Annotated in this window: 21 protein-coding genes; 14 read left to right on the plus strand and 7 right to left on the minus strand. The window is 67.3% G+C overall.

The window, feature by feature from the left end:
• Positions 1 to 206 precede the first annotated feature (206 nt).
• Positions 207 to 1,130 carry a UDP-3-O-acyl-N-acetylglucosamine deacetylase gene (gene lpxC, locus AC6LKG_RS21365; protein ID WP_498167872.1) on the plus strand — a complete coding sequence of 308 codons (924 nt, stop codon included), beginning with the start codon at positions 207 to 209 and terminating at the stop codon, positions 1,128 to 1,130.
• A 188-nt stretch (positions 1,131 to 1,318) separates the two neighbouring features.
• On the opposite strand, the gene AC6LKG_RS21370 is transcribed toward lpxC, so the two are convergent.
• The gene (locus AC6LKG_RS21370; RefSeq protein WP_498167933.1) at positions 1,319 to 1,726 is read right to left on the minus strand and encodes a DciA family protein; all 408 of its coding nucleotides are present in this window, start codon (positions 1,724 to 1,726) and stop codon (positions 1,319 to 1,321) included.
• Positions 1,727 to 1,853: 127 nt separating this feature from the next.
• On the opposite strand from AC6LKG_RS21370, the gene AC6LKG_RS21375 reads away from it, so the two are divergent.
• The 9 genes from AC6LKG_RS21375 to AC6LKG_RS21415 all read left to right on the plus strand — a co-directional run bounded on the left by AC6LKG_RS21375 (position 1,854) and on the right by AC6LKG_RS21415 (position 12,496).
• On the plus strand, positions 1,854 to 2,837 hold the full coding sequence (locus AC6LKG_RS21375; RefSeq protein ID WP_498167936.1) for a M23 family metallopeptidase: 984 nt from the start codon (positions 1,854 to 1,856) through the stop codon (positions 2,835 to 2,837).
• A 173-nt stretch (positions 2,838 to 3,010) separates the two neighbouring features.
• Positions 3,011 to 5,746, plus strand: coding sequence for a preprotein translocase subunit SecA (secA, locus tag AC6LKG_RS21380; protein WP_498167875.1), 2,736 nt, complete (start codon positions 3,011 to 3,013; stop codon positions 5,744 to 5,746).
• Positions 5,747 to 5,758: 12 nt separating this feature from the next.
• A complete protein-coding gene (locus tag AC6LKG_RS21385) occupies positions 5,759 to 6,481 on the plus strand; it encodes a VOC family protein (RefSeq protein WP_498167877.1) in 723 nt (240 codons plus the stop codon).
• 195 nt (positions 6,482 to 6,676) lie between these two features.
• Positions 6,677 to 7,420, plus strand: coding sequence for a GntR family transcriptional regulator (locus AC6LKG_RS21390; protein ID WP_498167880.1), 744 nt, complete (start codon positions 6,677 to 6,679; stop codon positions 7,418 to 7,420).
• Complete coding sequence (locus AC6LKG_RS21395) at positions 7,417 to 8,406, plus strand: tripartite tricarboxylate transporter substrate binding protein (protein WP_498167883.1); 990 nt, start codon at positions 7,417 to 7,419, stop codon at positions 8,404 to 8,406. Before AC6LKG_RS21390 ends, AC6LKG_RS21395 begins: the two co-directional genes overlap by 4 nt.
• Before the next feature lie 59 nt (positions 8,407 to 8,465).
• A complete protein-coding gene (locus AC6LKG_RS21400) occupies positions 8,466 to 10,160 on the plus strand; it encodes a thiamine pyrophosphate-binding protein (protein ID WP_498167885.1) in 1,695 nt (564 codons plus the stop codon).
• An 81-nt stretch (positions 10,161 to 10,241) separates the two neighbouring features.
• On the plus strand, positions 10,242 to 11,021 hold the full coding sequence (locus AC6LKG_RS21405; protein ID WP_498167888.1) for an SDR family oxidoreductase: 780 nt from the start codon (positions 10,242 to 10,244) through the stop codon (positions 11,019 to 11,021).
• Between the two features lie 177 nt (positions 11,022 to 11,198).
• On the plus strand, positions 11,199 to 11,657 hold the full coding sequence (locus AC6LKG_RS21410; RefSeq protein ID WP_498167891.1) for an Lrp/AsnC family transcriptional regulator: 459 nt from the start codon (positions 11,199 to 11,201) through the stop codon (positions 11,655 to 11,657).
• Between the two features lie 227 nt (positions 11,658 to 11,884).
• The gene (locus tag AC6LKG_RS21415; RefSeq protein ID WP_498167894.1) at positions 11,885 to 12,496 is read left to right on the plus strand and encodes a gamma-glutamylcyclotransferase; all 612 of its coding nucleotides are present in this window, start codon (positions 11,885 to 11,887) and stop codon (positions 12,494 to 12,496) included.
• Positions 12,497 to 12,539: 43 nt separating this feature from the next.
• On the opposite strand, the gene pagP is transcribed toward AC6LKG_RS21415, so the two are convergent.
• The 4 genes from pagP to AC6LKG_RS21435 form a co-directional block, all read right to left on the minus strand.
• Positions 12,540 to 13,094 (minus strand): lipid IV(A) palmitoyltransferase PagP, encoded by a 555-nt coding sequence (gene pagP, locus AC6LKG_RS21420; protein ID WP_236755103.1) that lies wholly within the window; start codon positions 13,092 to 13,094, stop codon positions 12,540 to 12,542.
• 130 nt (positions 13,095 to 13,224) lie between these two features.
• Positions 13,225 to 14,697: a magnesium transporter gene (gene mgtE, locus AC6LKG_RS21425; RefSeq protein ID WP_498167898.1), complete on the minus strand. Its 1,473-nt coding sequence runs from the start codon at positions 14,695 to 14,697 to the stop codon at positions 13,225 to 13,227.
• Between the two features lie 10 nt (positions 14,698 to 14,707).
• Entirely contained in the window at positions 14,708 to 15,118 is a 411-nt protein-coding gene (locus AC6LKG_RS21430; RefSeq protein ID WP_175134789.1) for an acyl-CoA thioesterase, read from the minus strand.
• A gap of 103 nt (positions 15,119 to 15,221) precedes the next feature.
• Positions 15,222 to 16,307: a YeiH family protein gene (locus AC6LKG_RS21435; protein ID WP_498167901.1), complete on the minus strand. Its 1,086-nt coding sequence runs from the start codon at positions 16,305 to 16,307 to the stop codon at positions 15,222 to 15,224.
• 143 nt (positions 16,308 to 16,450) lie between these two features.
• Here AC6LKG_RS21435 and AC6LKG_RS21440 point away from each other — a divergent pair, with 143 nt between their 5' ends.
• A complete protein-coding gene (locus AC6LKG_RS21440) occupies positions 16,451 to 17,350 on the plus strand; it encodes a LysR family transcriptional regulator (protein ID WP_498167904.1) in 900 nt (299 codons plus the stop codon).
• Positions 17,351 to 17,419: 69 nt separating this feature from the next.
• Here AC6LKG_RS21440 and AC6LKG_RS21445 read toward each other — a convergent pair whose 3' ends face one another.
• On the minus strand, positions 17,420 to 18,616 hold the full coding sequence (locus tag AC6LKG_RS21445; RefSeq protein WP_498167907.1) for a M20 aminoacylase family protein: 1,197 nt from the start codon (positions 18,614 to 18,616) through the stop codon (positions 17,420 to 17,422).
• A 76-nt stretch (positions 18,617 to 18,692) separates the two neighbouring features.
• On the opposite strand from AC6LKG_RS21445, the gene AC6LKG_RS21450 reads away from it, so the two are divergent.
• Positions 18,693 to 20,393 carry an AMP-binding protein gene (locus AC6LKG_RS21450; RefSeq protein WP_498167910.1) on the plus strand — a complete coding sequence of 567 codons (1,701 nt, stop codon included), beginning with the start codon at positions 18,693 to 18,695 and terminating at the stop codon, positions 20,391 to 20,393.
• A 21-nt stretch (positions 20,394 to 20,414) separates the two neighbouring features.
• Here the strand turns inward: AC6LKG_RS21450 and AC6LKG_RS21455 are convergent, their stop codons facing one another.
• Positions 20,415 to 21,290, minus strand: coding sequence for an inositol monophosphatase family protein (locus AC6LKG_RS21455; protein ID WP_498167913.1), 876 nt, complete (start codon positions 21,288 to 21,290; stop codon positions 20,415 to 20,417).
• Between the two features lie 155 nt (positions 21,291 to 21,445).
• On the opposite strand from AC6LKG_RS21455, the gene mnmC reads away from it, so the two are divergent.
• Both mnmC and AC6LKG_RS21465 read left to right on the plus strand, forming a co-directional pair.
• A complete protein-coding gene (gene mnmC, locus AC6LKG_RS21460; RefSeq protein ID WP_498167916.1) occupies positions 21,446 to 23,317 on the plus strand; it encodes a bifunctional tRNA (5-methylaminomethyl-2-thiouridine)(34)-methyltransferase MnmC2/FAD-dependent 5-carboxymethylaminomethyl-2-thiouridine(34) oxidoreductase MnmC1 in 1,872 nt (623 codons plus the stop codon).
• Between the two features lie 270 nt (positions 23,318 to 23,587).
• Positions 23,588 to 25,813 (plus strand): glycoside hydrolase family 31 protein, encoded by a 2,226-nt coding sequence (locus AC6LKG_RS21465; RefSeq protein WP_498167919.1) that lies wholly within the window; start codon positions 23,588 to 23,590, stop codon positions 25,811 to 25,813.
• The last annotated feature ends 122 nt before the right edge of the window (positions 25,814 to 25,935 follow it).

The raw sequence follows: 25,935 nt of genomic DNA on the forward strand, positions 1-25,935 counted from the left end.
CCCTCATCTCCGGCTTGCCTGTCCCCGCAGGCAAGCCGGAGGCGGAGCGGTCCGTGTTTTGTCTGTACGGCTTGAATCGGGGACAGCTTCACCAGTCGGTCCCGACGCTTTGATGGCGTTGAGAACCGGACAGAGTTACAATACGTCAGTTACGCTGGCAATTTCTTGTCATCTTGCCGGCTTCCTGGCTCAAATACCTTAGTCTCATGTTCCGACAGCGCAGCATCCAGAATCTCGTCCGCACGACAGGCGTCGGCGTCCACTCCGGACGGCGGGTCGAGCTCACCCTGCGTCCGGCGGCGCCCAATACGGGCATTGTGTTCCATCGCGTTGACCTGCCCGAAGTCGTCGACCTGCCCGCGCAGGCCATGGGCGTGGGCGATACGCGCATGGCCTCGGTGCTGCAGCAGGGCAACGTCCGCGTGTCGACGGTGGAACATCTCATGTCGGCGCTGGCCGGCCTGGGCATCGACAACCTGCATATCGACCTCACTGCCGAAGAAGTCCCCATCATGGACGGCAGTGCGGCAACCTTCGTGTACCTGTTGCGCTCGGCGGGCATCGTCGAGCAGAACGCGCCCAAGCAGTTCATCCGCGTGTTGAAGACGGTGGAAGTGCGCGAAGGCGAAGGCCGCAGCGAGAAGTGGGCCCGGCTCGAACCCCATGAAGGGTACGCGCTGGCCTTCTCGATCGACTTCCGCCACCCCGCCATCGATTCGACTGCGAATTTCGCCGAAATCGACTTCGCCACCCATTCGTACGTGCGCGAGATCGCGCGCGCCCGCACCTTCGGCTTCGTCAACGAAGTCGAGGCCTTGCGCTCGATGGGCCTGGCCCGCGGCGGCAGCCTGGACAACGCCATCGTCATGGACGAATACCGGGTGTTGAACAGCGACGGCCTGCGCTACGACGACGAATTCGTGAAGCACAAGATCCTGGACGCCATCGGCGACCTGTATCTGCTGGGCAAACCGCTGGTGGCGCGCTACGTGGCGTGCAAGTCGGGCCATGGCCTGAACAACCAGTTGGCGCGCGCGCTGCTACAGCAGCGCGATGCCTGGGAACTGGTGACCTACGAATCGCAGGCCGAAGCGCCGCAGGCGTTTCGGCACGAATGGCAACTGGCCTGAGGCCGGCTTGCCGCTGATGGCCGGTGTACCGGGGGGCGCCCCCGGTTGAGCACCGGCCATTTTCATTGGATGGCGCCGATAGGCTTGATCCGTGTGCGCCACCGGGCGCGAGCGCCGGGGTGATCCCGTCCGGCAATGCGGGCATTGCGGCCATCGGCAAGTGGGCACCCGGGCAAGCCCGGCTATCTTCAGCTACTCTTGTGGTGCTTCAATAGCTTGGCGACCGCGTCGGCCAATGGGCCGGGGCGCAGGTTGTCGTGCAGGGTCTCGAAGGCGCCCAGGGCTGCCTCCCCCAGCGGTTGCGCCTCTTTGGGCGGCAGCGGCTTGCGGGCTCCGGGCTTGGGCAGGCCGGCTTGTACCTTCACCGCAATTTCGTTAAGGTTCCAGCCTTGGTCCGCCAAGGCCTGCGCGATGCGCGGGGCCAATTGACGCATCTTCGCCGCGTGCGCGGCACTGGGCACCACCAGTTGAAGGCGCTGGTTTTCCAGCTTGCCTACCTGGCAGACGGAGCCCAACGGGGCGGGCAGGATCGCCGCCACCGCATATTGGATTTGCAAGTGCTTGCGGGCGGTCGCCAGTACGCCGGCACCCCGCATGTCATGACCCAGCCATCCCAGGGCGGTATTTTCCCCCCGCCGGCTGGAACTGGAACGTTGACGGTATGAAGTGGGTCTATTCATCCCGGCTCTGAGAATTAGGAAGCAAACCTTGAAAATCGTGATTATGCACGCCCGGGACGGGCAGGACGGGCATTTCACCCTGGGAGGCGCGCGCCTGGCGTTGTTTCTGGGGGGCGCGCTGATGACGGCCGCCATCTTCGGCGCGGCCCTCCAGCGCTACATTACTCCCATCCTGCCCGCCGTGCACACGGTTGGCTGGCCGCTGTCCGAGCAGCCGGGACGTGATGCCGACTTCCTGCGCGGCAACATGAACCTGCTGGCCGCCAAGGTCGGGGCGCTGCAGGCCAAGCTGGTGAGTATCGATGGCCTTGGCCAGCGGGTGGCGAAGGTGGCCGGAGTGGCCTACACCGATCCCGAGGTGGCCAGGCAACTGGCAGCGGCGCCGGCCGACATGCCGCACGCGCCCGAAGCCACGCAGGTGATGGACGACCTGTTCATCGAGGGCGCGCCCTCCGGCGCCACTTCGGCCGAAGTCCTGGGCCGCCAGCTTGACGAGATCCAGGAGCGGCTGGCCCTGCAGACCGACAACTTCAGGTTGCTGGACGCGGCGCTGACGCGGCGTTCGGCCGACCAGGCGCGCATGCCGACGGCGATGCCGATCACCGACTATCCCTATCTCAGTTCCTCGTATGGCTGGCGTCGCAATCCGGTCACCGGGCGGCCGGCGATGCACGAGGGGCTGGACTTCGCCGCGCCACCGGGCACGCCGATCCTGGCGGCATCGGGCGGCGTGGTGCTGGAGGCCAAATTCCATCCTGGCTACGGCAACATGGTCGAAATCGACCATGGCGATGGGCTGATCACACGCTACGCCCACGCTTCGTCGCTGCTGGTCAAGCAAGGGCAACTGGTCGAGCGCGGCCAGCAGGTTGCGCGGGTCGGTTCGTCCGGCCGCTCCACCGGGCCGCACCTGCATTTCGAGGTGCGCCTGGCCGGCCAGCCGCTCGATCCGCGCCTGTTCCTGGGGTCGCAGCAGAACGCTCCGCCGACGCTGGCGCAAGCCGGCGCCGATGGCGCCACGCGCTGATGCCCGAGCCGGGCTACAGTGCCACCTGGCCATAGGGCCAGGCTATTACGCGCCAGGTGCGTTAAACTGGTTCGTTTCCCAGCGGACCCCCGCTCAACCAAATAAATCAAGTCACGGGCGACGCCGCCCTGGCCCCATGCGGGCGCGGCGGGGCTCGTGCGGCCGACATACGCATGGTTTCTCTGCTCAAAAAACTCATAGGCAGCCGCAACGACCGGCTGCTTAAGCAGTATCGCAAGCTGGTAACCCAGATCAATGGGCTGGAGCCCAAGATCTCCGCGCTCTCCGATGCGGAGCTGGCGGCCAAGACCGCGGAATTCCGTTCCCGCCACGCGCAGGGCACATCGCTCGATGAGCTGCTGCCCGAAGCCTTCGCTGTCGTGCGTGAAGCCGGCAAGCGGGTGTTCGGCATGCGCCACTTCGACGTCCAGATGCTGGGCGGCATCGCGCTGCACAGCGGCAAGATCGCGGAAATGCGCACGGGTGAAGGCAAGACGCTGATGGCGACCCTGCCGGTGTACCTGAACGCGCTCGCCGGCAAGGGCGTGCACGTGGTCACGGTGAATGACTACCTGGCCCGCCGCGATGCCGAATGGATGGGGCGCCTGTATCGCTTCCTGGGCCTGACGACGGGCGTGGTGGTGCCGCAGCAGCCGAACGAGGAAAAGAAGGCCGCCTACGCCGCCGACATCACTTACGGCACCAACAACGAATTCGGTTTCGACTACCTGCGCGACAACATGGAATACCGTGTTGAGGACCGGCGCCAGCGCGGCCTGTTCTACGCCATCGTCGACGAAGTGGACTCTATCCTCATCGACGAGGCGCGCACGCCGCTGATCATCTCGGGCCAGGCCGAAGACCATACCGAGCTCTACATCCGCATGAATGCGGTGCCACCGCTGCTGACCCGCATGGCCAGCGAACCCAAGCCGCAGGAGCCGGAGCCCGAGGGCGACTACTGGGTCGACGAAAAGAGCCAGCAGGTCTACCTGTCGGAAGCGGGCCATGTCAACGCCGAAGGCATCCTGGCGCGCCTGGGCATCCTGCCCGAAGGCGAGTCGCTGTACGACCCGCGCCATATCGCGCTGATGCACCACCTGATGGTGGCGCTGCGCGCCAACACGCTGTTCTTCCGCGACCAGCAGTACGTGGTGCAGGACGGCGAAGTCATCATCGTCGACGAGTTCACCGGCCGCCTGATGGTGGGCCGCCGCTGGTCCGACGGCCTGCACCAGGCGGTCGAAGCCAAGGAAGGCGTGAAGATCCAGCACGAGAACCAGACGCTGGCTTCGATCACCTTCCAGAACTACTTCCGCATGTACGAGAAGCTGTCCGGCATGACCGGCACGGCCGATACGGAAGCGTACGAATTCCAGGAAATCTACGGGCTCGAGACGGTCATCATCCCGACCAACAAGCCCATGGTCCGCAAGGACCAGAACGACCAGGTCTTCAAGACCGACGCGGAAAAGTACAACGCCATCCTCGAAGACATCCGCGACTGCCACGAGCGCGGTCAGCCGGTGCTGGTGGGCACCACCAGCATCGAGAACTCCGAGCTGCTGTCTGGCCTGCTGAAAAAGGCCAAGCTGCCGCACGAGGTGCTGAACGCCAAGCAGCATGCGCGCGAGGCCGAGATCGTCGCCGAGGCGGGCAAGCCGGGCCGCATCACCATCGCCACCAACATGGCGGGCCGCGGTACCGACATCGTGCTGGGCGGCAGCATCGAAAAGCAGGTCGACCTGCTCCGCGCCGACGAATCGCTGTCCGAAGCCGAAAAGACCGCGCGTATCGAGAAGGTGCGCGCCGACTGGAAGCCGCTCAACGAGCAGGTCAAGGCCGCGGGCGGCCTGCGCATCATCGGCACCGAGCGCCATGAATCGCGCCGTATCGACAACCAATTGCGCGGCCGTGCCGGCCGCCAGGGCGACCCGGGGTCATCGCGCTTCTACCTGTCCCTGGAAGATTCGCTGATGCGCATCTTCGCGGGCGACCGGGTGCGCGCCATCATGGAGCGCCTCAAGCTGCCCGAGGGCGAGCCGATCGAGGCCGGCATGGTGACGCGTTCCATCGAGACCGCGCAGCGCAAGGTCGAAGGCCGCAACTTCGACATCCGCAAGCAATTGCTGGAGTACGACGACGTCGCCAACGACCAGCGCAAGGTGCTGTACGCGCAGCGCAACGAAGTGCTGGAAGCGGCGAGCGTCGGTCCCATGGTCGAGAACCTGCGCGATGCCGCGGTGGTCGAGCTGTTCAATACCTACGTGCCGCCGGAATCGGTGGAAGAGCAGTGGGACATCCCCGCGCTGCAGAAGGCGCTCGAAGCCGACTGGCAAGTGCACCTGCCGCTGGTCGAGATGCTCGCGAAGGAAGAGAACCTGACCGACGAAGACCTGCGCGAACGCGTGGTCGCGGCGGCGCGCGACATCTATCAGGGCAAGGTCGACCAGGTCGGCTTGGAATCGTGGTCGCAGTTCGAGCGGTCGATCATGCTTCAGGCGATCGACACGCACTGGCGCGAACACCTGTCGGCGCTGGACTACCTGCGCCAGGGCATCCATCTGCGCGGCTATGCGCAGAAGAATCCCAAGCAGGAATACAAGCGCGAGGCCTTCGAATTGTTCTCGGGCATGCTGGACCGCATCCGCGACGACGTGGTGCGCGTGCTGATGACGGTGCGCGTGCAGTCGTCGGAGCAGGTCGAGCAGGCCGAGGCCGAAGCCGCCCAGTCGCATGTGCAGAACGTGCAGTACCACCATTCCGACTACGACGAGGCGTTGGCCCAATCGGCCGATGACAACGGCGCCCAGCCCGTGCGCAACGCGATGCCCAAGGTGGGACGCAACGATCCGTGCCCGTGCGGCAGTGGCAAGAAGTACAAGCAGTGCCACGGCAAGCTGGTCTGAGCGGATAACGCCATGCTGCATGCCGTCGGCCAAACCGAGTTCGACCACGCCGTGGTCATGGTGCGCGACCGGCTGGATGCGCTGGCGCCGCACTTCGAGCGGCAGGGTTTTCACCTGAGTGAAAAGGCGGTGCACAACCTGGGTTCGTGCAATCGCCTGATCGTGCTCGAAGGCACTTACGTCGAACTGCTGGGCTGGCCGCCCGGCGCGCCGCCCGCGCGCAAGGAAATCGCCGATTCGCCCTTCGGGCTCGAGGCGCTGGTGTTCCGCACCTACGACGCCGAGGCCACGCGCGAGCGTCTGATCGCCGCTGGCTTCGCCGTCAATCCGATGCAGGAATTGTCGCGTCCCGCCATGCTGGGCGGCCAGGAAGTCCAGGCCCGTTTCCACACCGTGCGTTTCGCCGAGCAGCCGCTGCCCGGCATCCGCATGTATTTCTGCCGCCACCTGACGCCCGAGTGCGTCTGGTCGCCCGCGCTGATGGCCCACCCCAACGGCGCCCGCAACCTGTATCGCATCGATGCCCGCGCCGCGCAACCACGCCAGGTGGCCGAGCGCCTGGCCCTGGTGGCGGGCGTCACGGCCGAGGCTGCGGCCGGCGGCGGCTGGGATGTGCCCCTGGCCAACCTGCGCATCCACGTGCAGGAAGATCCCGCGGCCGTCGTACCCGCGCTGTCGGCGCTGACGCTGGAAAACCGCGACGGCGCCCACTACACGCTCGATACCGGCGTCTGACCCCGGTCTGTGCGCAGCCCGCGCCGGTGTGGCGCGGCGCGCACTCGGCTTGCCCCGGACTTTATTCCGTTGCCCGCTGCCAAACAGGGGCGGAGCGCTGCCGCGCGTTCCGGGCAAACCCGGGTTGCGAAGCAAAGTGTATGCACTTTAGTATGCACTTTATTCCATTGATCTCGTTCCGGCGGCCGTTCCCCTATGACGCAATCCCGACCCGCGCCCCGCACCATGGCCGGCCAGGCCGAGCTGTACAACGCCGTCAAGGCGATGGCGGTGAGCTTCGAGTTCAAGCCGGGCGAGCGCATCAACGAAGTGGAATTGGCGCGGCGCCTGAACGTCAGCCGTACGCCGCTGCGCGAGGTGCTCAACCAATTGATGGTGGAGGGCTTCCTGACGCGCTCGGTGAACCGCGGCTTCATCGCCCGGTTGCTGGATGCCAAGCAGATCCACAGCCTCTACGAGTATCGCGCCGTGCTCGAAGCCGGCATCGTGCGCGCGGCCTGCGAGCGCGCCAGCGACGAGGAGCTGGCGGCGTTGCGCGCTTTCGTCGAGCGCTCGCGCGACGTGCCCGAGGACAGCGACGCGACCCGCCTGCTGGAACTGGACGAGGCGTTTCACCTGATGCTGGCGCGCCATACGCGCAACGACGAATTCGTGCGCGCGCTTGAAAGCGTCAACGCGCGCATCCACTTCGTGCGCTGGATCGACATGCAGCAGGGGCGCCGCAGCCACACCCAGGGCGAGCACATGCGCATCGTCGGGGCGCTCGAGCGGCGCGATATCGAGGCCCTGCCGGACATGATGCGCAGCCATATCGGCAGGCGGCTGGATCAGATCACGGACGTCATCCGCACCGGCTTTTCCACGATTTACATGCGGGACCAGGCCGAACCCGCTTCGGTAGTGCCGGCCAACACCACAACATCAGGGGAAAACTCATGAGCCATTCATCAATCCGGCGCGCGCTAGCGGCCGTCTGCGCGCTGGCCGCGTTGGGAGGCGGCTTGGCCGCCGCGCCCGTCCATGCGGAGGAAAAGCCACTGGTCCTGGTGGTGCCCTATCCGCCGGGCGGCAGCACCGACATCCTGGCCCGCATCATGCAGCCACGGCTGTCCAAGGAACTGGGCGGCCGCGCCGTGGTGGTGGAAAACCGTCCGGGCGCCGCCAGCCAGATCGCCACCGCCTTCGTGGCGCGGGCCGAGCCCGATGGCAGCACGCTGCTGGTGAGCTTCGACAACCACGGCATCAACCCGGCGGTGAAACCGAAGCTGCCCTATGACACCTTCAAGGACTTTGTCGCCATCACGCAGACCGTGCGCTTTCCGCTGGTTCTGGGCGCCAACCCGGCCGTGCCGGGCAACAACCTGAAGGAGTTCCTGGCGGCGGCGGCCAAACAGCCGCCCAACAAATTCAACTATGCCTCCACTGGCGTAGGCTCGCTGAATCATCTGGCGCCCGAGGAACTCAAGCGCCTGTCGAAAGTCGAGCTGCTGCACGTGCCGTATGGCGGCGGCGGCCCGGCGATCCAGGCGGTGGTGGGCGGCCAGGCCAACATGACCTGGCTGAGCTTCGCGGCGCTGCGCGGCCAGATCCAGGCCGGCAAGATCAAGCCGCTGGCCGTGGCCGGCGACAAGCGCCTGCCGGACCTGCCCAATGTGCCAACGGTGGCCGAATCCGGTTTCCCCGGATTCGTTGCCTATTCGTGGAGCGGCATGTTCGCGCCCAAGGGTACGCCGGAGGCGACCGTCAAGAAACTGACGCAGGCGTTCAATACGGTGCTGGCCGATCCCGAGGTCAAGAAGAAGCTGGAAGAGGCGGGCTTCGAGATCGTGGCGTCTAACGGCCCGGCTCTGGATGCCTATGTGAAGGCGGAATACAACCGCTGGAGCCAGTTCATCAAGCGCAACAACATCAATCTGGACAACTGAGCGGTCCGGGGCGAAGCGCCATGGCGCTTTGCCCGATCCGCGTACAGCATGGAGAAGACATGGATACCCTGACTGGCGCCGAAGCAATGGTGCGGATGCTGCAACACAACGGCGTCAAACACATCTTCGGCCTTTGCGGCGATACCAGCCTGCCGTTCTACGATGCGCTCTACCGGCTCGATCATGGCATGCGGCACATCCTGACCCGGGATGAGCGCAGCGCCGGCTACATGGCCGACGCCTATGCCCGCGTGACCGGCAAGGTCGGCGTGTGCGAAGGACCGAGCGGTGGCGGCGCAACCTACTTGCTGCCGGGATTGGTGGAGGCCAACGAGTCGTCCATCCCGGTGCTGGGCATCACCTCCGATGTGGCGGTGGGCTCGCGCGGCAAGTATCCGCTGACCGAACTGGACCAGGAGGCGCTGTACCGGCCGCTGACCAAGTGGAACCGCACCATCGACCGCGCCGACCAGATTCCCGGCATGGTGCGCGCGGCGTTCCGCGCCATGACCACCGGCAAGCCCGGCGCGGCGCATCTGTGCTTTCCCTATGACGTCATGAAGCAGCAGGTCGATGCCGCCGACGTCTGGGCCCAGCCCGAGCACGCGCAATTCCCGTCGCTGCGCTATGCGCCGGATCCGGCCGACGTGGCGCGCGCCGCGCAGCGGCTGGTGGGCGCGCGCGCCCCCGTTATCATCTGCGGCGGCGGCGTGGTGATCGCCGGCGCCTGCGGCGCCTTGCAGGAATTGGCCGAGAGCCTGAAGGCGGCGGTCTGCGTGACCGTCAGCGGGCAAGGCAGTCTGGCTGACACTCATCCGCTCAATGCGGGCGTGGTCGGTTCCAACGGCGGCGTGATGGCGACGCGCGATGTGGTGGCCGCGGCCGACGTGGTGCTGTTCGTCGGCTGCCGCGCCGGGTCGACCTCGACGGAACACTGGCGCTTCCCGAATCGCGACGTGCCGATCCTGCACATCGACATCGACCCGATGGTGATCGGCGCCAACTACCTGACCGAAGTGGGCATGGTGGGCGATGCCAAGCTGGCGTTGCAGGCGCTGGGCGCCGAAGTGCAGGCGCGCCTGGCGCACCGTCCCGCCGACGCGGCCGATGGCGCGGTGCTGGCCGGACGCGCCAAGGCCGCGCGCCGCGCGCAGTTGGAGCCCTTGGCCAGCAGCCTGGATGCGCCGATCCGCCCCGAACGCGTGGTGCAGTCGCTCAATCGCCTGTTGCCCGATGACGCCGTGGTGTGCGCCGATCCCGGTACGCCGTGCCCGTATTTCTCGGCCTACTACGACGTGTCGCGGCCCGGCCGCCATTTCATCACCAATCGCGCGCATGGCGCATTGGGATTCTCGATGTCGGCGGCGCTGGGCGCCTGGGTGGGCCGGCCGAACGCCAAGTGCGTCTCGGTCATGGGCGACGGCAGCTTCGGCTTCACGGTCGGCGAACTGGAGACCATCGTGCGCCACAAGGCGCCGCTGCTGATGGTGGTGTTTTCGAATTCGGTCTATGGCTGGATCAAGGCCAGCCAGAAGGCCGGCTACGACAAGCGCTACTACAGCGTGGACTTCGACCGCACCGACCACGCCCGTATCGCCGAAGCCTATGGCGTGAAGGCGTGGCGGGTCGAGGACCCCGCGAAGCTGGACGCGGCGATCAAGGCGGCCATGGAGCATGACGGGCCGGCGCTGATCGACGTAGTGGCGCAGCCGCTGCAGGACGCGGCCGCTCCGGTCAGCCAGTGGATGGGCTGAGCGGCGAAAAAAATCCATCCCGGCAGGGCGCCCGCACTCCTATACTGGTTCGCTTCTTGGTACCACTCTGGAGGGGCGGGCATGGATCTCGGGATCAGCGGCAGGACGGCATTGGTATTCGGCGGCAGCCGCGGCATGGGCCGGGCGTGTGCGCTGCAATTGGCGCGCGAGGGGGTGTCGGTCACGATCGCCGCCCGCAATCCGCAGACGCTGGAGCAGGCCGCGGCAGAAATCTCGCAGACGGCGGGCATCGGCGTGGGCTGGGTGTCGGCCGACCTGACCCGGCCGGAGGGGCGCGATGCCGCGCTTGCCGCCTGTCCGCATCCGGACATCCTGGTCAACAATGCCGATGGGCCCCTGCCGGGCGATTTCCGCGACTGGTCGCACGAAGACTGGGTGGCTGCGCTGGACGCGATGATGCTGGGGCCGATCGACATGATCCGGCGGGTAGTCGACGGCATGATCGAGCGGCGCTTCGGGCGCATCGTCAACATCGTGTCGCGCAGCGTCAAGGCGCCGCATGCCGAACTGGGACTGTCCAACGGCGCGCGCGCCGGATTGATTGGCTTCGTTGGCGGCCTGGCGCGGCAGACGGTGAGCCACAACGTGACCATCAACAATCTATTGCCCGGGGCATTTGCGACCGACGCGCAGGTCCGTCACATCCGCGGCATGGTGGAGCAGGGCGGCAAGACCTTCGAGCAGTTGTGGGACGAGCGCGCCCGTGCCAATCCGGCCGGCCGCTATGGCCAGCCGGAAGAACTGGGGGCGCTGTGCGCCTACATCTGCTCGGCGCAGGCGGGCTACATGACGGCGCAGAACATCCTGATCGACGGCGGCGGCTACCCAGGGACTTACTGACGCCGCCAGCGGGCGCCGGCCGCCCGGCCCGCGGCGTGACGCGCAGGCGAGCCTTTCGACATGCGCCCAGGGCCTGGGCGGGGCTCCTTCCAATGTGAACGGCCCTAGGGTGTTCCGCGGCTGGACGCGGGCGGGGCGGCAGGGCAAGATGGCGCCGATATCGCTTGAGGAACCTCCATGGACCAGACGGACATCAAGATCCTGGCGTTGCTGCAGAAGGATGCCACCCGCTCGGTCGCCGAGATCGCAGAACAGGTCAACCTGTCCGTCACGCCATGCTGGCGCCGCATCCAGAAGCTCAAGGACGATGGTGTCATCGCCCGCAACGCCATCCTGCTGGATCCGCGGGCGCTGGGGCTGAACCTGACGGTGTTCGTGTCCATCAAGACCAGCCAGCACAACGAGAAGTGGACCCAGAGCCTGATCAACGCCGTCATGGCGTTGCCGAACGTGGTCGAGTTCCACCGCATGGCGGGCGATATCGACTACCTGCTCAAGGTGGTGGTCGAGGACATGGCGGCCTACGACCGCTTCTACCGCCGCCTGATCGGTGCAGTCGACCTGCTGGACGTCAGCGCCAGCTTCTCGATGGAAGTCATCAAGAGCACCACCGAGTTGCCGCTGGACGCGGTCTAGCGGCGTCTGGTCCCGGCGCGCCGCCACGGTCAGGCCGGCGCTGGTGCGCCGGCGGAAATGGCGCGGATGGCGCGGACGCAAATTTTTTCCACTGGCGGCCGCTTGCGGCAAATACAAATCTCTTTCGGCGTGTTGCTCGCGGCCCATCTCGCAATGCTTTTGCGTGGCGGGCGGCGTAGGATATCCGGCATTCCTGATGGAATGAACCCGCGATACCAGAGGACCCTATGTCGTTGGCAGTACCCGCCGGCTGTGCCGGATTGGCGCAGACGCCACCCGCGTCGGTGGATGCGCTTTTGGCTGGATGGAATGGCACCGAAGACCTGTGGCTGTTCGCTTACGGGTCCCTGATCTGGCATCCCGGGTTCGCCTGGCGCGAACGGCGCCTGGCCACGGTGCGCGGGTATCACCGCTCGCTGTGCCTGTGGTCGCACGATCATCGCGGGTCGCCCGACAATCCCGGGCTGGTGTTCGGCCTGGATCGCGGCGGCTGCTGCCGGGGCGTGGCCTTCCAGATCGCGGCCTGCGACGTTCCGGCGGTGTTCGAGGCGTTGTGGCGCCGCGAGATGGTCACCGGCGCCTATACGCCCCGCTGGCTGGCTTGCCATACCGAGCCGGCGCCGGTGCGGGCCCTGGTGTTCCTGCTCAATCGCGCTTGCCGGGAATACGCTGCCGGCCTGACCGACGACCGCCTGTTGGCGTCGGTGCGCAACGCGGTCGGGCATTCGGGCCCGTGCCTGGACTATGTGGTGGAAACCGAGAAGGCGCTGCGCGCCCATGGCATCGACGACTGGCGCCTCGGAGATCTGGTGCGCCGGCTGGGCTCGCAGCCCTGCTGAGGCCGGGCTGGCCGGCCCGCCGAAAGGCTCGCCGGCCGGTGCGTCAGAAGGCCCAGCGGCCAAACATGAACAGCACGTTGCCGGCGCCGCGCGAGCCGGGGATATAGGTGGCGTACAGCATGGTGTCCTTGTAGCCGGCAGAGACCAGTGGCAGAACCCCAGGGAACGGTACGTAGCTCATGATGTCGTGGCGCGCGGTCAGGAAAACCGTGTAGCCGGCACCCAGTCGGAAGTTCTCGCCGACCCGCCCGATTTTCAGGAAGCCATAGCCGGCGATGGGTTCGACCTTGCTGTGCGAGTCCAGGAAGGCCATGGCGTACAGGCCCTGCCAGTCGCCGTCTTCGTCGTAGATGCTGCGGCCGTAGCCGCCGCCCCAGGCCAGCTCGTTGAAGCTGTTGATCTTTTCGCGGCTGTACATGGCGCGGTTGTGCCAGGAGTAACCACTGAAATAGAGGTCGTTGCCGCCTTCGGTCCAGATCTGGTCGAGGCGTTGACAGGCGGATTGGGCCCACGAAGGCAGGTTGTCGCAGGCGTGCGCGGCGGCGCTGAAGGTCGAGAGCAGCAGGCAGAAAAGCGCTGCCCGGAATTTGGCGGTCATTGTAGGGACAGTAATGATGACAACCCCGTTACTGTAACGGAGCCGCCGGTCTTTTTACTGTCATGCCGCTGTCAAAACAGGACCTCGGATATGCCGTGAAACAATCGGCGGCCCGGCCGTTGCGGGGGCGCTACAGCAGGAAGATCGTCGCCAGGCCCAGGAAGATGAAAAAGCCCAGCGAATCGGTGGCGAAGGTCAGCAGCACTGAAGATCCCATGGCGGGGTCCTTGCCGAAACGGGCCCGCACCATTGGCACCAGTACGCCGACGGATGCACCGACCAGCATGTTGCAGACCATTGCCGCCATCATGACCAGCGCGATCGAGATCGAGTGCGAGATGGCCCAGGCGAACAGGGCCGCCACCAGGCTGCCACACAGGCCCACCATCAGGGTCACGAGCAATTCGCGCTTGACCAGTTGCCACAGGTTGCGGCCAGTGATGCGGCCCATGGCCAGGGCGCGGATGATCAGCGTCATGGTCTGGTTGCCCGAGTTGCCGCCGATGCCGGCGACGATGGACATCAGGAACGCCAGGATCACGATCTGGCTGACCGTGCCTTCGAATTGCGAAGCCACGAACGAGGCCGTGGCGGCGGTACAGAGGTTGAACAGCAGCCATGGGGCGCGGTTGCGCAGCGCCGTGCTGACCGGCGCGAAGATGTCTTCTTCCTGCAGGCCGGCGCGCGACAGGGCCTGTTCCTGCGAGTCTTCGCGCATCACGTCGACCACGTCGGCGATGGTGACGCGGCCGATCAGGCGGCCCTGGTCGTCCATCACGGGAGCCGAGACCAGGTCGTAGCGCTCGAAGGCGCCGGCGGCGTCGGCGTCGGAATCGAGCGGATTGAGCGTCAGGAAATCCGAGTTCATGACGGCACGCACTTCGGTCTCGGGCTCGCTGACCAGCAGGCGCGACAGGGGCAGGATGCCTTGCAGCTTGTCCTGGCGGTCGACCACGAAGATCTGGTCGGTGTGGTCGGGCAGCTCGTGCAGGCGGCGCAGGTAGCGCAGCACCACTTCGAGCGTGACGTCCTCGCGCACCCGGACCATTTCGAAGTCCATGATGGCGCCAACGCTGTCTTCCGGATAGCCCATGGCTTCCAGCAACTGCGCCCGTTCTTCCTCGGTCAGGCCCTTCTGCACTTCGGCCACGACGTCCGGTGGCAGGTCGGGCGCCAGGTCCGCCAGTTCGTCGGCGTCCATGTTGCCGGTGGCGGCCACCAGGTCCTGGCGGTCCATCGCTTCGATCAGCGATTCCCGGACCCAGTCTTCGACCTCGAGCAGCACGTCGGCATCGTGCTCGGGGCTGACCAACTGCCAGATGGCCTGGCGCTCGTCCTTGGGCAGCGATTCCAGGATGAAGGCGATGTCCGCCGGATGCAGGCCGTCCAGCAGCGTCTTGAGTTCCGCTTCGTGCTGGCGGTGAACCAGGTCCTCGACCAGGTTCGCCTTGGCGTCGCCTTCTTCCTGGCGGTGCACCAGGTCGGCGACCAGTTGCTGGCGGCGCAGGCATTCCTGGACTTCGGCCAGAGCGTGCTGCGCGTCTTCCGGGTCGAGGCGGCGGGGCGTCGCGGGCGGTTTCTGCGCGGCGGCGGACTGCGTCATGCGTTACGGCTCAAAGAATGGGAAGGGGGCGGCTGCGCCGTGCTTCGTCGGTGGCGACGTAGGTCAGCGTGGCTTCGGTGACCTTGACGACTTCGGCGTCCAGGCGCTGGCGTTCCGCGTAGACCTCGACCGAGACGGTGACGGAAGTGGTGCCGGTCTTGACGATGGCGGCATAGAAGCTGAGCAGGTCGCCCACGAACACGGGTTGCTTGAACTGGAAGGCGTTGACGGCGACGGTGGCGACCCGGCCGGCGGCGCGGCGGGCGGCCGGGATGGATCCGGCGATGTCGACCTGGGACATGATCCAGCCGCCAAAAACGTCCCCGTGGATGTTGGCGTCCGCGGGCATCGGCATGACGCGCAATACCGCCTCGCGATTGGCGGGCAGGGTCGTGAAGGGGGTTTGGGTGCTGGAGGTCATGCGGCCGGCTCCAATGCAAGGCAACCAGCCGATTATGCAGGAAAAACGGGACGCCGGCGCGGGCCGGCGCCCCGTCGGCGCGCTTTATCGAGGCGGGCGCGGATCAGGAGGCCAGCTTGACGATGCCGTAGCCGCCGACCAGCAGCCAGGCGTAGAGAATCAGGCCCAGCGCCATCACGCGGGGACCGGCCTTGCGGATATTGGCGAAGCGGGTCTCGATGCCCAGCGCGGTCATGGCCATGGTCAGGGCGAAGACATCCAGGCGGCGGATCGCGGCGATGGCGTCGGCCGGGATGATGTTGAGCGAATTGACGATGGCCAGGGCCAGGAAGCCGACCGCGAACCAGGGGATCGGCAGCTTGGCGCCTTTGGCTCCGCCGCTGGCGTGGCTGGCGGCGCTGCGCAGGTACAGGCCCAGCACCAGCAGCACCGGCACCAGCAGCGCGACCCGGGTCATCTTGACGATGGTGGCGACTTCCGTGGTGGCGGGGTCGATGTTGCTGGCGGCCCCGACCACCTGCGCAACCTCGTGGATGGTGCCGCCGATGTAGATGCCCAGGGCCTGGGTGTCGAAATGCAGCCAGCCCGCGTGGTACAGCACCGGATACAGGAACATCGAGAGCGTGCCGAACAGCACCACGGTGGCCACCGCCACGGCGCTCTTGTGCGGCTGCGCCCGCAGGGTCGGCTCGAATGCCAGCACCGCGGCCGCGCCGCAGATGGCGCTGCCGGCGGCGGTCAGCATGGCGGTATCGCGGTCCAGCCCCAGCACGCGCTGGCCGACCCAGGTGCCGAGCAGCAGCGTGCCCACCACCACCGCCACCGATACCGCCAGGCCCGGCAGGCCGACGGCGGCGATCTGCTGGATGCTGATGTTCAGCCCATAGAAGGCCACCGCGATCCGCAGCAGCCGGCGCGCGGTGAAGTTGACACCCACGCCCCAGTCGACCGGCATGGTGCCGCGCAGGAAGTTGCCGTACAGCATGCCGCAGACGATGCCCACCACCAGCGGCGAAAAGCCGAGCTGGCGGATGGCGGGCAGGTCCGCCAGCTGCATGACCGCGGCCGACATGAGGCCGACGAACAGGACGCCGTTGAGCTTGTCGCGCCAGGGCGTGGCGGCAGCCGCGGCGGCGGGGGGAGCGGCGGGTGTGACGGGTTGGGGGGCGGCGCTGGTGGCGGTGCTCATGGCGGGCCTTTCTGCATATCTAAATAACTAGCCGAAATAATAATTTCAGGCCTGTTATTTGGAAAATTTTCATTTTTGATATGAAATATCGATAATTCCGATATCGAGGCCGTGCCCGGTTTCCTGACGCGCCGCCAGCGCCCATGACCCCTGATCAATTGCTTACCTTCGCCACCGTCGCCGATGCCGGCAATATCAGCCGCGCGGCGCAGCAACTGCACCTGTCGCAGCCCGCGGTCTCCGGCCAGTTGCGGGCGTTGCAGGAATGGTTTGGCGAGCCGCTGTATCGCCGCAGCGGCCACGGCATCGCGTTGACCGAGGCGGGCGAACGCCTGGCCGAGCAGGCGCGCCAGTTGCGCCAGGTGTATCGCCAGGCGCAGGCGGTGCGGGAATCCTGGCGCGGCCTGGAAACCGGGGTGCTGCGCCTGGGGGCCAGCACCACGCCGGCCAGTTATCTCCTGCCTGGGCTGGTGGCGGATTTCCGCCACGCCTTTCCCGCCGTCAGCCTGCACCTGTCCGATGGCAATACCCGTGAAATCGTCGAACGCCTGCCGGCGCTGGATCTGGCCTTCATCGAAGGCGATGTGCCCGCGGGCCTGCCCGCCGATACCGCCGTGCATGCCTGGCGGCAGGACGAGGTGGTGGCGATCGTGCGCGCCGATCATTCCCTGGCGGGCAAGGGCGCGGTGACACTGCGGGACCTGGCGGTCTCGGCGCTGGTGATGCGCGAGCCTGGCTCTGGGGTGCGGCGGCTGGTCGAACGGGCTTTCGCGGATGCCGGCCTGGCGCCGGCGGTGGGCCTGGAACTGGCCGGGGTGGAAGGGGTGAAGCAGGCGGTGCGCGCCGGGCTGGGCGTGGGGTTCGTCTCGGCCATGTCGATGCGGCATGAAGATGGCGCGCTGGCGGCCTTGCGGCTGTTGCCGCGGCCTCTGACGCGCACCTTGAGCATCCTGGTGCCGCATGCCGACGCCGCCGCCCGCGCCGCCCTGCGTTTCCTGGCGATGTGCCAGGCGGTGCGGACCGGTCCGGCGGAAGGCGGCTAGGGCCGGTTCACGCCGAAAGGCGCCTCGCGCGGGCCGGCCGCAGGCCGCCCGCCCGTGGGAAGCGCGGCCTCAGGGTCTGGCCAGGCGCTTGAGGGCCAGTTGCACCCAATAGGTGCCGCCCAGCGGCAGCAGCTCATCGTTGAAGTCGTAGCTGCCGTTGTGCAGCATGCACGGGCCCAGGCCATGGCCGGCGGCGCGGTGGTCGCCGACGCCATTGCCGATCCAGACATAGCAGCCGGGCAGTTCCTGCAGCATGAATGCGAAATCCTCGGCGCCCATGGTGGGCTGGACATGGTCGTTGACCTTGTCGTCGCCGACGATGTCGCGCATGACATCGGCACAGAAGGCCGCTTCGTCCGGGTGGTTGATGGTGGGCGGATAGTTGCGCTGGAAGGTGAACTCGACCTCGCAGTCCATGGCCGCGCAGGTGTGGCGCGCGATTTCTTCCATGCGGCGTTCGATCAGGTCCAGCACCTCGAGCGTGAAGGTGCGCACCGTGCCGCGCAGTTCGGCGTGGTTGGGCACCACGTTGTCGGCGCTGCCGGCGTGGATCTGCGTGATGCTGAGCACCGCGGCGTCGAGCGGATTGCGGTTGCGCGTGATGATGGTCTGCAGCGACTGCGCCAGTTGCACGGCCGCCATGACCGGGTCGATGCCCAGGTTGGGCATGCCGGCATGGGTGCCCTTGCCCTTGATCACGATGGAGAATTCGTTGCTGGAGGCCATGATGGGGCCGGCGGTCACGCCGAACTGGCCGGGCGCCATGCCGGGCCAGTTGTGCATGCCGAACACTGCTTCCATGGGGAAGCGGGTGAACAGGCCATCGTCGATCATGCGCTTGGCGCCGCCGCCGCCTTCTTCGGCGGGTTGGAAGATGACGTAGACCGTGCCGGCGAAATCGCGGTGCTGCGACAGGTAGCGCGCGGCGGCCAGCAGCATGGCGGTGTGGCCGTCGTGGCCGCAGGCGTGCATCTTGCCGGCGTGCTGGCTGGCGTGGGCGAAGGTGTTGGCTTCCTGCATGGGCAGGGCGTCCATGTCGGCGCGCAGGCCGACGGCGCGTTCGCCGGGACGGTTGCCGCGAATGGTGCCGACCACCCCGGTGCCACCCAGGCCGCGGTGGATTTCAATGCCCCATTCCTCGAGCTTGGCCGCGACCACGTCGGCGGTGCGGAATTCCTCGAACGCCAATTCAGGATGCGCGTGGATATCGCGCCGGATCTGGGAGATCTCGTCGCGCCAGGCGACGATGGGATCGAGCAGTTTCATGGGAGGCTTCGGGCGGAATTTGGGAACGCAACAAGGTTATCATCAATCAAAAGCCAATTTAATGGAGACAAACACCATGACTCGCCCGTGGCTTGCCCATTACCCGCAAGGGGTTCCCGCCGATATCTCCATTGACGAGTACGCATCGCTTACCGACCTGCTGGACCGGGCCTGCAAGCAGTATGCCGGGCGCGTCGCCTGCACCGCCATGGGCAGCGACATCACCTACGCGCAACTGGATGCGCAAGGCCGCGCGTTCGCCGCCTGGCTGCAAAGCCTTGGCCTGCCCAAGGGCTCGCGCGTGGCGCTGATGATGCCGAACGTGCCGGCATATCTGGTTGCGCTGCTGGGCACCCTGCGGGCCGGCCATGCGGTCGTCAACGTCAATCCGCTGTATACGGCCGACGAACTGCAGCGGCAGTTGCTGGACAGCGGCGCGGCGGTCATCGTCATTCTCGAGAATTTCGCCCACACGCTGCAAAGCGTGGCCGATCGCGGCCAGCTCAGGCACATTGTCGTGACCGGTCCCGGCGACCTGCTGGGCGGCCTGAAGGCGCCGCTGGTGAACCTGGCCGCCCGCTATATCAAGAAGATGGTGCCGGCCTGGCGCATCGAGGGCGCGCTGAAGTTGTCGCGCGTGCTGGCCAGCGGCGCCGGCCTGCCGTTCACCGCGCCGGTCCTGTCGATGGACGACCTGGCGGTCCTGCAATACACCGGTGGCACCACCGGGGTGCCCAAGGGCGCGATGCTGACGCATCGCAACCTCACGTCCAACGTGAAGCAGATGGAAGCGGTGGCGGCGCCCGCGCTGCGCGACATGACGGACCGCCAGATCACCGTGCTCAGCGCTTTGCCGCTGTACCACGTGTTCGCCATGACGGTCTGCGGCCTTTACGGCATGTATGCGGGCATGCGCAATGTGCTGATCATCAATCCGCGTGATCAGGCGTCATTGGTCCAGGCCTGGCGCAAGACGCCCATCAACGTGTTTCCCGGCGTCAATACGCTGTTCAATGCGCTGGTGCACAACGAGGATTTCGCCAAACTGGATTTCTCGGGGCTGCGCCTGGCCCTGGGGGGCGGCATGGCGGTGCAGCAGGCGGTGGCCGAGCGCTGGCTGAAGATCACTGGCAAGCCCCTGATCGAAGGCTATGGCCTGTCGGAAACGTCGCCGGTGGCCACGGTCAATCCGTGCGACGCCACGGCGTATTCCGGTTCCATCGGCCTGCCGCTGCCGTCCACGTACGTCGCCATCCTGGACGACGCCGGCAACGAGGTGCCTCTGGGCGAGCGTGGCGAAGTCAGCATCCGCGGGCCGCAGGTCATGGCTGGCTATTGGCAGAAGCCCGAGGAAACGCGTCACGTCATGACGGCCGACGGCTATTTCCGCACCGGCGATATCGGCATCATGGACGACAAGGGCTACACGCGCATCGTCGACCGCAAGAAGGACATGATCACCGTGTCCGGCTTCAAGGTCTATCCGAACGAGGTGGAGGCGGCGGTGTCGCAGATGCCGGGCGTGCTGGAGTGCGCGGCCATCGGGGTGCCGGACGAGCACTCGGGCGAGGCGGTCAAGGTGTTCGTGGTGAAGAAGGATTCCGCGCTGACCGAGGCCCAGGTGCAGCAGTGGTGCAAGGACAAGCTGACCGGCTACAAGCGGCCGCGCTATGTGGAGTTCCGTGACGAACTGCCCAAGAGCAATGTCGGCAAGATCCTGCGGCGCGAATTGCGGCCGGACGCCGAGGCCGCCGCGCCGCAAGGCCAGCCGGCCTGAGGCCGCGGGCCGGCCGGGCGTTCAGCCCGGCTGGTCCAGGTGCGGCGCGATCATCTCGTGCAGGGCGCGCTCGATGTCCGGGTTGCCGGCCACCACGCGCCCGCCGATGGGCCAGGAATCCTGTTGGTGCATGTCGCTGCAGGCGCCGCCCGCTTCGCGCACGATCAGCGTGCCGGCGGCCACATCCCATGGCGCCAGGCCCATTTCCCAATAGCCGTCGTAGCGGCCGCAGGCGGTCCAGGCCAGGTCGAGCGCGGCCGCGCCCATGCGCCGCACGCCGCGCGCGCGGTTGATGGCGTCGTGCAGCATCGGCATGTACTGGCTGGCGAAGGAGAAGTCGCGGAATGGAAAGCCGGTGGCCAGCACCGAGTCTTCGAGCGTGCGGGTGCGCGAGCAGGTGATGCGGCGGCCATTGAGCCAGGCGCCCAGGCCATACACCGCGGTGAAGAGTTCTTCGCGGCTGGGGTCGTAGACCACACCGGCCACGGGCATGTCCCGCGCCAGGCGCTCGTTGGCCGAGATGGCGGTGCCGGCATGGGCGATCAGCGCGATCGACACCGCATAGTGCGGGATGTCGTGCAGGAAATTGGTGGTGCCGTCCAGCGGATCGATGTACCAGGTGGCCGCGCCCTGCGCCTGGCCGCCGGTTTCCTCGGCGACGATGCCGAATTTCGGCGTGCGCGCCTGCAGTTCGTCGATGATGGCGGCTTCGGCCTCGCGGTCGGCCTGCGACACCAGATCGTTGCGCGCCTTGCGATCGATCACCAGATCGGCGCGGTGATGCGCGTAGGATTGCAGGATGGCCGCGCCGGCATGGGCGGCGGTGACCGCGGCGTCCAGCGCCGCGCACAGGTCGATGGGCGAGGTCAGCGAGCGGGGCGGGTCATAGGTTTCCATGAAATCAGTGTAAGCCCAGGTATGCGTCAAAGCCGTTGCGGCAGGCCAAAAGCCGCGCGGCGCGTGGCGCGCATCCAACGCAGGCCGGCCGCGCCGTTCGATAATCCCGCTTTGCCGATATTTCCGATATTTTCCTGAAGCGCCCGGTTTTCCCCATGTCTTCCTCCTATGTGCCCCTGATCCCCGCCGTTGCCGACGTCGACGCGCAAGGCCGGCTCTACAGCCCGGCGTATGGCGACGTCTATCACTCGCCCTCGGGCGCGCTGGGACAGGCCGAACACGTGTTCCTGCGCGGCAACGGCCTGCCGGAACGTTGGCGCGGCCGCGACGCGTTCACGGTCTGCGAGACCGGCTTCGGCCTGGGCCTGAATTTCCTGGCGGTCTGGCGCGCGTGGCGCGACGATCCACAGCGTGCGCGCCGCCTGCATGTGCTTTCATTGGAAGCGCATCCGTTCAGCCGCGAGGATCTGGCGGTGCTGCTGGCGCGGCATGCGCCCGAGGCGTTGGCGCCCCTGGCGACGCAACTGGCGGCGCAGTGGCCGTCCTTGCTGCCGGGCCTGCACCGGCTTGAATTCGAGGGTGGCGCGGTGACGCTGACGCTTGGATTCGGCGACGCGCAGACGCTGGCGCCGCGCTTGTCGGCGCGCGTGGACGCGTACTTCCTGGATGGCTTCGCGCCCGAGCGCAACCCGCGCATGTGGGAGGCGCCGTTGCTCAAGGATCTGGCGCGGCTGGCCGCGCCGGGCGCCACATTGGCCACCTGGGCCTGCACCGGTGAGTTGCGGCGTGCCCTGCAGGAAGCGGGGTTCCAGGCCCGGCGCGCGCCGGGCTATGGCGGCAAATGGCATATGACGGTGGCCACGGCGATGCCGGGCGCGGCCGCCGCGCCGGCCGCGCAGGACGAGCGAGCCCGTCACGCGCTGGTGGTGGGCGCCGGCTTGGCCGGCGCCGGCATCGCGCAAGCGCTGGCCCTGCGCGGCTGGGGGGTGACGGTACTGGATGCGGGCCTGGCGCGCGGCGCGCCGGCCCATGCCGGCCATGTCGCGGCGGCGCTGACACCGGTGCTGGCGCGCGACGACAACGCGCGCGCGCGACTGTCGCGCGCCGGCAGTGGCCGCGCCTTGGCGCGCTGGGCCGCACTACCGGGCGGGGCGGCGCCGAGGGTGTGTGGCACGGTGCAGCTGGATCGCGATGCGGGCCGCGCGGCGGCCTTGGCGGACACCTTGGCGACCCTGGCGTTTCCCGCCGATTGGGTGCGCGCGGTGGGCCGCGACGAGGCCAGCGCGCTGGCTGGCCTGCCGCTGGCGCGCGGCGGCGTGTTTTTCGGCCAGGGCATGTTGGTGCAGCCGAGCGAATTGATTCCCGCCTTGCTGGCGACCGCCGGCGTGCAGGTGGCGCCGGGCTGTGTGGCGCGGCTGGCGCGCGACGCCGGGGGCTGGCGCGCGCTGGATGCGGCGGGAGCGACGCTGGGGCAGGCCACCCATGTGATCCTTGCCAATGCTTTCGGCGCGCGGCAGGTGTTGGCAGCCAGCGACCTGCTGGCGCCGTTGCCGCGCGTGGCGCAGATGCATGCGCTGGCGGGCGAGGTCACGCTGGTGCCGGCGGCCGCGCTGGGTGGCGGTCCGCGCTGCGTGGTGGGAGGCGAAGGCTACCTGCTGCCGGACACGGGCAGCGGCTGCGTGGTGGGCAGCACTTATGTGCATGGCGCCACTGAGGCGCGCATCGGCGCCGAAGGCCAACGCGTCACCCTGGACAAAGCCGCCGGCCTGCTTGGCGACGGCTTGGCCACGTTGCATGACCTGGCGCCCGGTAGCCTGCCGGGCTGGGCGGGGTGGCGGGCGGTGTTGCCGGGGCGCCTGCCGGCCGTGGGCGAATTGGCCCATGCGCCGGGCCTGTGGCTGGCCGCTGGCTATGCTTCGCGTGGGTTGTCCTGGTCGGCCTTGATGGGAGATCTGATCGCGTCCCGGCTTTGCGGCGAACCGTCACCTCTTGAAACCGATTTGTCCCAACTGATTGCGCCGCGCTGAAAAAACTTGCGTGGCGCGCGGAGGGGTTGAAGGGGGTGGCGTAGAATGACTGCAAATGCCAGGATTTGGCGCCAAATGGGCCCGCGTTGGGGCAGGCATGGCGTTGCGGCGGCGCGCCGGCGATGAGCCGGATACGGGCCGGCCGGGGGCTTTGCGACCCCTTTTTTGGATGATATCGCCGTCCAAAAGAGGGACCGAGTTTATTTCAAAGCTCAAATCCGTCAAAATAGCGTCTTTTGATGGTTTTTGGCTTAAGCCGGGGGATGCTCTGTGCCGCCCAAGTTCGACTTTGCCCATACTACCCAGCTCGACACCGTCGAGCTGCTGACGTCCCGCCCCAGTCGCATCGATTTCGACGCGGGCGATGGGTTGCACCTGGTAGTCGAGGCGCATGCGCCTGGTGTATTTCGCCTGCGCTGCGGCGAGGCGAACCACCTTACCGATGACAAGCCCGGCGCGCGTGCGCGCGCCGTGGCCGAGATGCTGCTCGCGCGCCAGGAGGCGGTGGGCGAGGCCGCCATCGCCCCACGCGACGGCGGGGACGGCTGGCGCATCACCCAGGGCGATGTGGCCCTGGAAATCCAATCCAATCCCGTGCGTATCGCGTTGTTCCGCAACGACGAACGGGTGTTCGAATCCGAGGTTTCCGCGCATACGCCCGCATTCGGGCACAACGCGCTGGACCAGGCCGACGACGCGGTGTGGACGGCGGGCTTCACCCTGCTGCCGCAAGAACGCGTCTATGGGCTGGGCGAAACCCCGGGCGACCTGAACCGCCGCGAGGAATCGGTGGTCTCGGACGACCCCGAGCACCGAGCCCTGCCGCTGGCATGGAGCCCGCGTGGCTGGGGCGTGTATGTCAACACGATGCGCCGCGTCGAACACGCGGTCGGGGTGGCGCCGGCCGATTCGGCCTATGTCGTCAGTGTCGACGACGTGGTCCTGGACGTGTTCCTGTTCGCCGGCGAACCCGCCGAAATCCTGAACCAGTACACCGCGCTGACCGGCCGTGCCGGCCAGCCTGTGCTGTGGGCCATGGGCGCGTGGCTGCAACAGGCCAGCGGTCAAATGCCGACGCAGACGGTGGCGCTGCTGGGTCGCATGCGCGAGAACCAGATCCCGGTCGACGCGGTGACGCTGGCGCAACCGGCGGCCTGGGGCTTCCAGGCCGACAAGACCGTGTTCGAGTGGGACGCCCAGCGCTTCCCCGACGCCAAGCAGATGCTGGCGCTGTTCCACAAGCACAACGTGCACGTGGCGGCGTCGGGCTTTCCCGGCGTCGTCAAGACCAGCCCGCTGTTCGAGGAGCTCGAAGATCGCGGCTGGCTGCTCACGCGCGAAGACGGTTCGGCGCAGGTGTTCGACGGCATTGCCGCCACCTCGGGCCAGCCCTACGGCCTGCTGGACCTGACCTACCGCGACATCTACAACCTGTGGGTCGAGCGCCATCGCCAACTGATCGACGACGGCCTGGACGCGCCCGCCTGCGACGCCCAGATCGCGATTCCCGACGGCGTCTCCGCGCGCAACGGCGAAACCGGCCCGGCGTTGCGCAGCATGTATCCGCTGCTGGTGCGCCGCGCGCTGTTCGACGCCGTCGCCGGCCTGAAGGTGCCGCCCGAGGGCGTGGTGCCCAGCACCGACCTGTTCCCCGCCGCGCAGCGCCTGCCGTGGCAGGTGGGGCCGCAGGTCGACAATAGCTGGGAAGGCCTGCGCCATACCCTGCGCACCGCCTTGTCGATCGGCGCCTCGGGCCTGCCGGTCCAGGTGCATGGCATCGGCACCGCATCGCGCGGCACCGCCGACATGACACCGGAACTCTACCTGCGCTGGCTGACGGCGGGCGTGTTTTCGGCGAATTTCTCGTTCCAGGGCGTCAACGGCCTGCTGCCGTGGGACTTCGGCGACGAGACCCTGGCCCACGTCAGGACCTGGATGCAGTGGCGCTACCGTCTGGTGCCCTATGTGCTGGGCGCCATCGAGGACGCCGCGCGCACCGGCCTGCCGGTGCAGCGTTCCATGGCGCTGTCGTTCCCGAACGATCCGCATGCCCACGAATGGGATCTGCAGTACCTGCTGGGCCCGGCCCTGCTGGTGGCGCCGATCACCGCGCCGGGCAAGCAGGTGCGGGTGTACCTGCCCAAGGGCGAGGCCTGGTGGGACCTGAACACCGGCCACCGCTACGAAGGCGGCACCACCTGGACCATCGACTGCGACCTGGGCCAGTTCCCGGTGTTCGGCCGCGAAGGGCACATGCTCTGTCTCGGCCCGACGGCGCAGCACACCGGCGAATTCAATTCGGCCCGCATCCTGGACGAAGTCTGGATGTTCGGCATGCCGGTGCACAACCCGGTGGTCATGCGCAACAAGATCCGCGTCATGCAGATGCAGGGCTCCAGCTACATCAAGGGGCTGGAAGGCCTGCGCATTTCGCCGTCCGAGGGCCTGGAGGTCAAGCGCCGCGGCGCGGAAGTCCGTATTTCGCGCGCTCGCTGAGCCAGGCGCGGCCGGTTCGCCGGCCACCCATGCAAAAGGGCAGTCAGGAAGGCTTTCCTTCCCGGCTGCCCTTTACGTCTTTGCGCCGGCGCATTCTATATTGCTGTTAGTTATTAAAAATG

This window comes from Achromobacter sp. 46006, assembly GCF_059761975.1.

Excerpts from the sequence above, each read along its gene's own strand:
- lpxC (WP_498167872.1), top strand. The coding sequence starts at position 207 with ATGTTCCGACAGCGCAGCATCCAGAATCTCGTCCGCACGACAGGCGTC.
- AC6LKG_RS21370 (WP_498167933.1), bottom strand. The coding sequence starts at position 1,726 with ATGCGGGGTGCCGGCGTACTGGCGACCGCCCGCAAGCACTTGCAAATC.
- AC6LKG_RS21375 (WP_498167936.1), top strand. The coding sequence starts at position 1,854 with ATGCACGCCCGGGACGGGCAGGACGGGCATTTCACCCTGGGAGGCGCG.
- secA (WP_498167875.1), top strand. The coding sequence starts at position 3,011 with ATGGTTTCTCTGCTCAAAAAACTCATAGGCAGCCGCAACGACCGGCTG.
- AC6LKG_RS21385 (WP_498167877.1), top strand. The coding sequence starts at position 5,759 with ATGCTGCATGCCGTCGGCCAAACCGAGTTCGACCACGCCGTGGTCATG.
- AC6LKG_RS21390 (WP_498167880.1), top strand. The coding sequence starts at position 6,677 with ATGACGCAATCCCGACCCGCGCCCCGCACCATGGCCGGCCAGGCCGAG.
- AC6LKG_RS21395 (WP_498167883.1), top strand. The coding sequence starts at position 7,417 with ATGAGCCATTCATCAATCCGGCGCGCGCTAGCGGCCGTCTGCGCGCTG.
- AC6LKG_RS21400 (WP_498167885.1), top strand. The coding sequence starts at position 8,466 with ATGGATACCCTGACTGGCGCCGAAGCAATGGTGCGGATGCTGCAACAC.
- AC6LKG_RS21405 (WP_498167888.1), top strand. The coding sequence starts at position 10,242 with ATGGATCTCGGGATCAGCGGCAGGACGGCATTGGTATTCGGCGGCAGC.
- AC6LKG_RS21410 (WP_498167891.1), top strand. The coding sequence starts at position 11,199 with ATGGACCAGACGGACATCAAGATCCTGGCGTTGCTGCAGAAGGATGCC.
- AC6LKG_RS21415 (WP_498167894.1), top strand. The coding sequence starts at position 11,885 with ATGTCGTTGGCAGTACCCGCCGGCTGTGCCGGATTGGCGCAGACGCCA.
- pagP (WP_236755103.1), bottom strand. The coding sequence starts at position 13,094 with ATGACCGCCAAATTCCGGGCAGCGCTTTTCTGCCTGCTGCTCTCGACC.
- mgtE (WP_498167898.1), bottom strand. The coding sequence starts at position 14,697 with ATGACGCAGTCCGCCGCCGCGCAGAAACCGCCCGCGACGCCCCGCCGC.
- AC6LKG_RS21430 (WP_175134789.1), bottom strand. The coding sequence starts at position 15,118 with ATGACCTCCAGCACCCAAACCCCCTTCACGACCCTGCCCGCCAATCGC.
- AC6LKG_RS21435 (WP_498167901.1), bottom strand. The coding sequence starts at position 16,307 with ATGAGCACCGCCACCAGCGCCGCCCCCCAACCCGTCACACCCGCCGCT.
- AC6LKG_RS21440 (WP_498167904.1), top strand. The coding sequence starts at position 16,451 with ATGACCCCTGATCAATTGCTTACCTTCGCCACCGTCGCCGATGCCGGC.
- AC6LKG_RS21445 (WP_498167907.1), bottom strand. The coding sequence starts at position 18,616 with ATGAAACTGCTCGATCCCATCGTCGCCTGGCGCGACGAGATCTCCCAG.
- AC6LKG_RS21450 (WP_498167910.1), top strand. The coding sequence starts at position 18,693 with ATGACTCGCCCGTGGCTTGCCCATTACCCGCAAGGGGTTCCCGCCGAT.
- AC6LKG_RS21455 (WP_498167913.1), bottom strand. The coding sequence starts at position 21,290 with ATGGAAACCTATGACCCGCCCCGCTCGCTGACCTCGCCCATCGACCTG.
- mnmC (WP_498167916.1), top strand. The coding sequence starts at position 21,446 with ATGTCTTCCTCCTATGTGCCCCTGATCCCCGCCGTTGCCGACGTCGAC.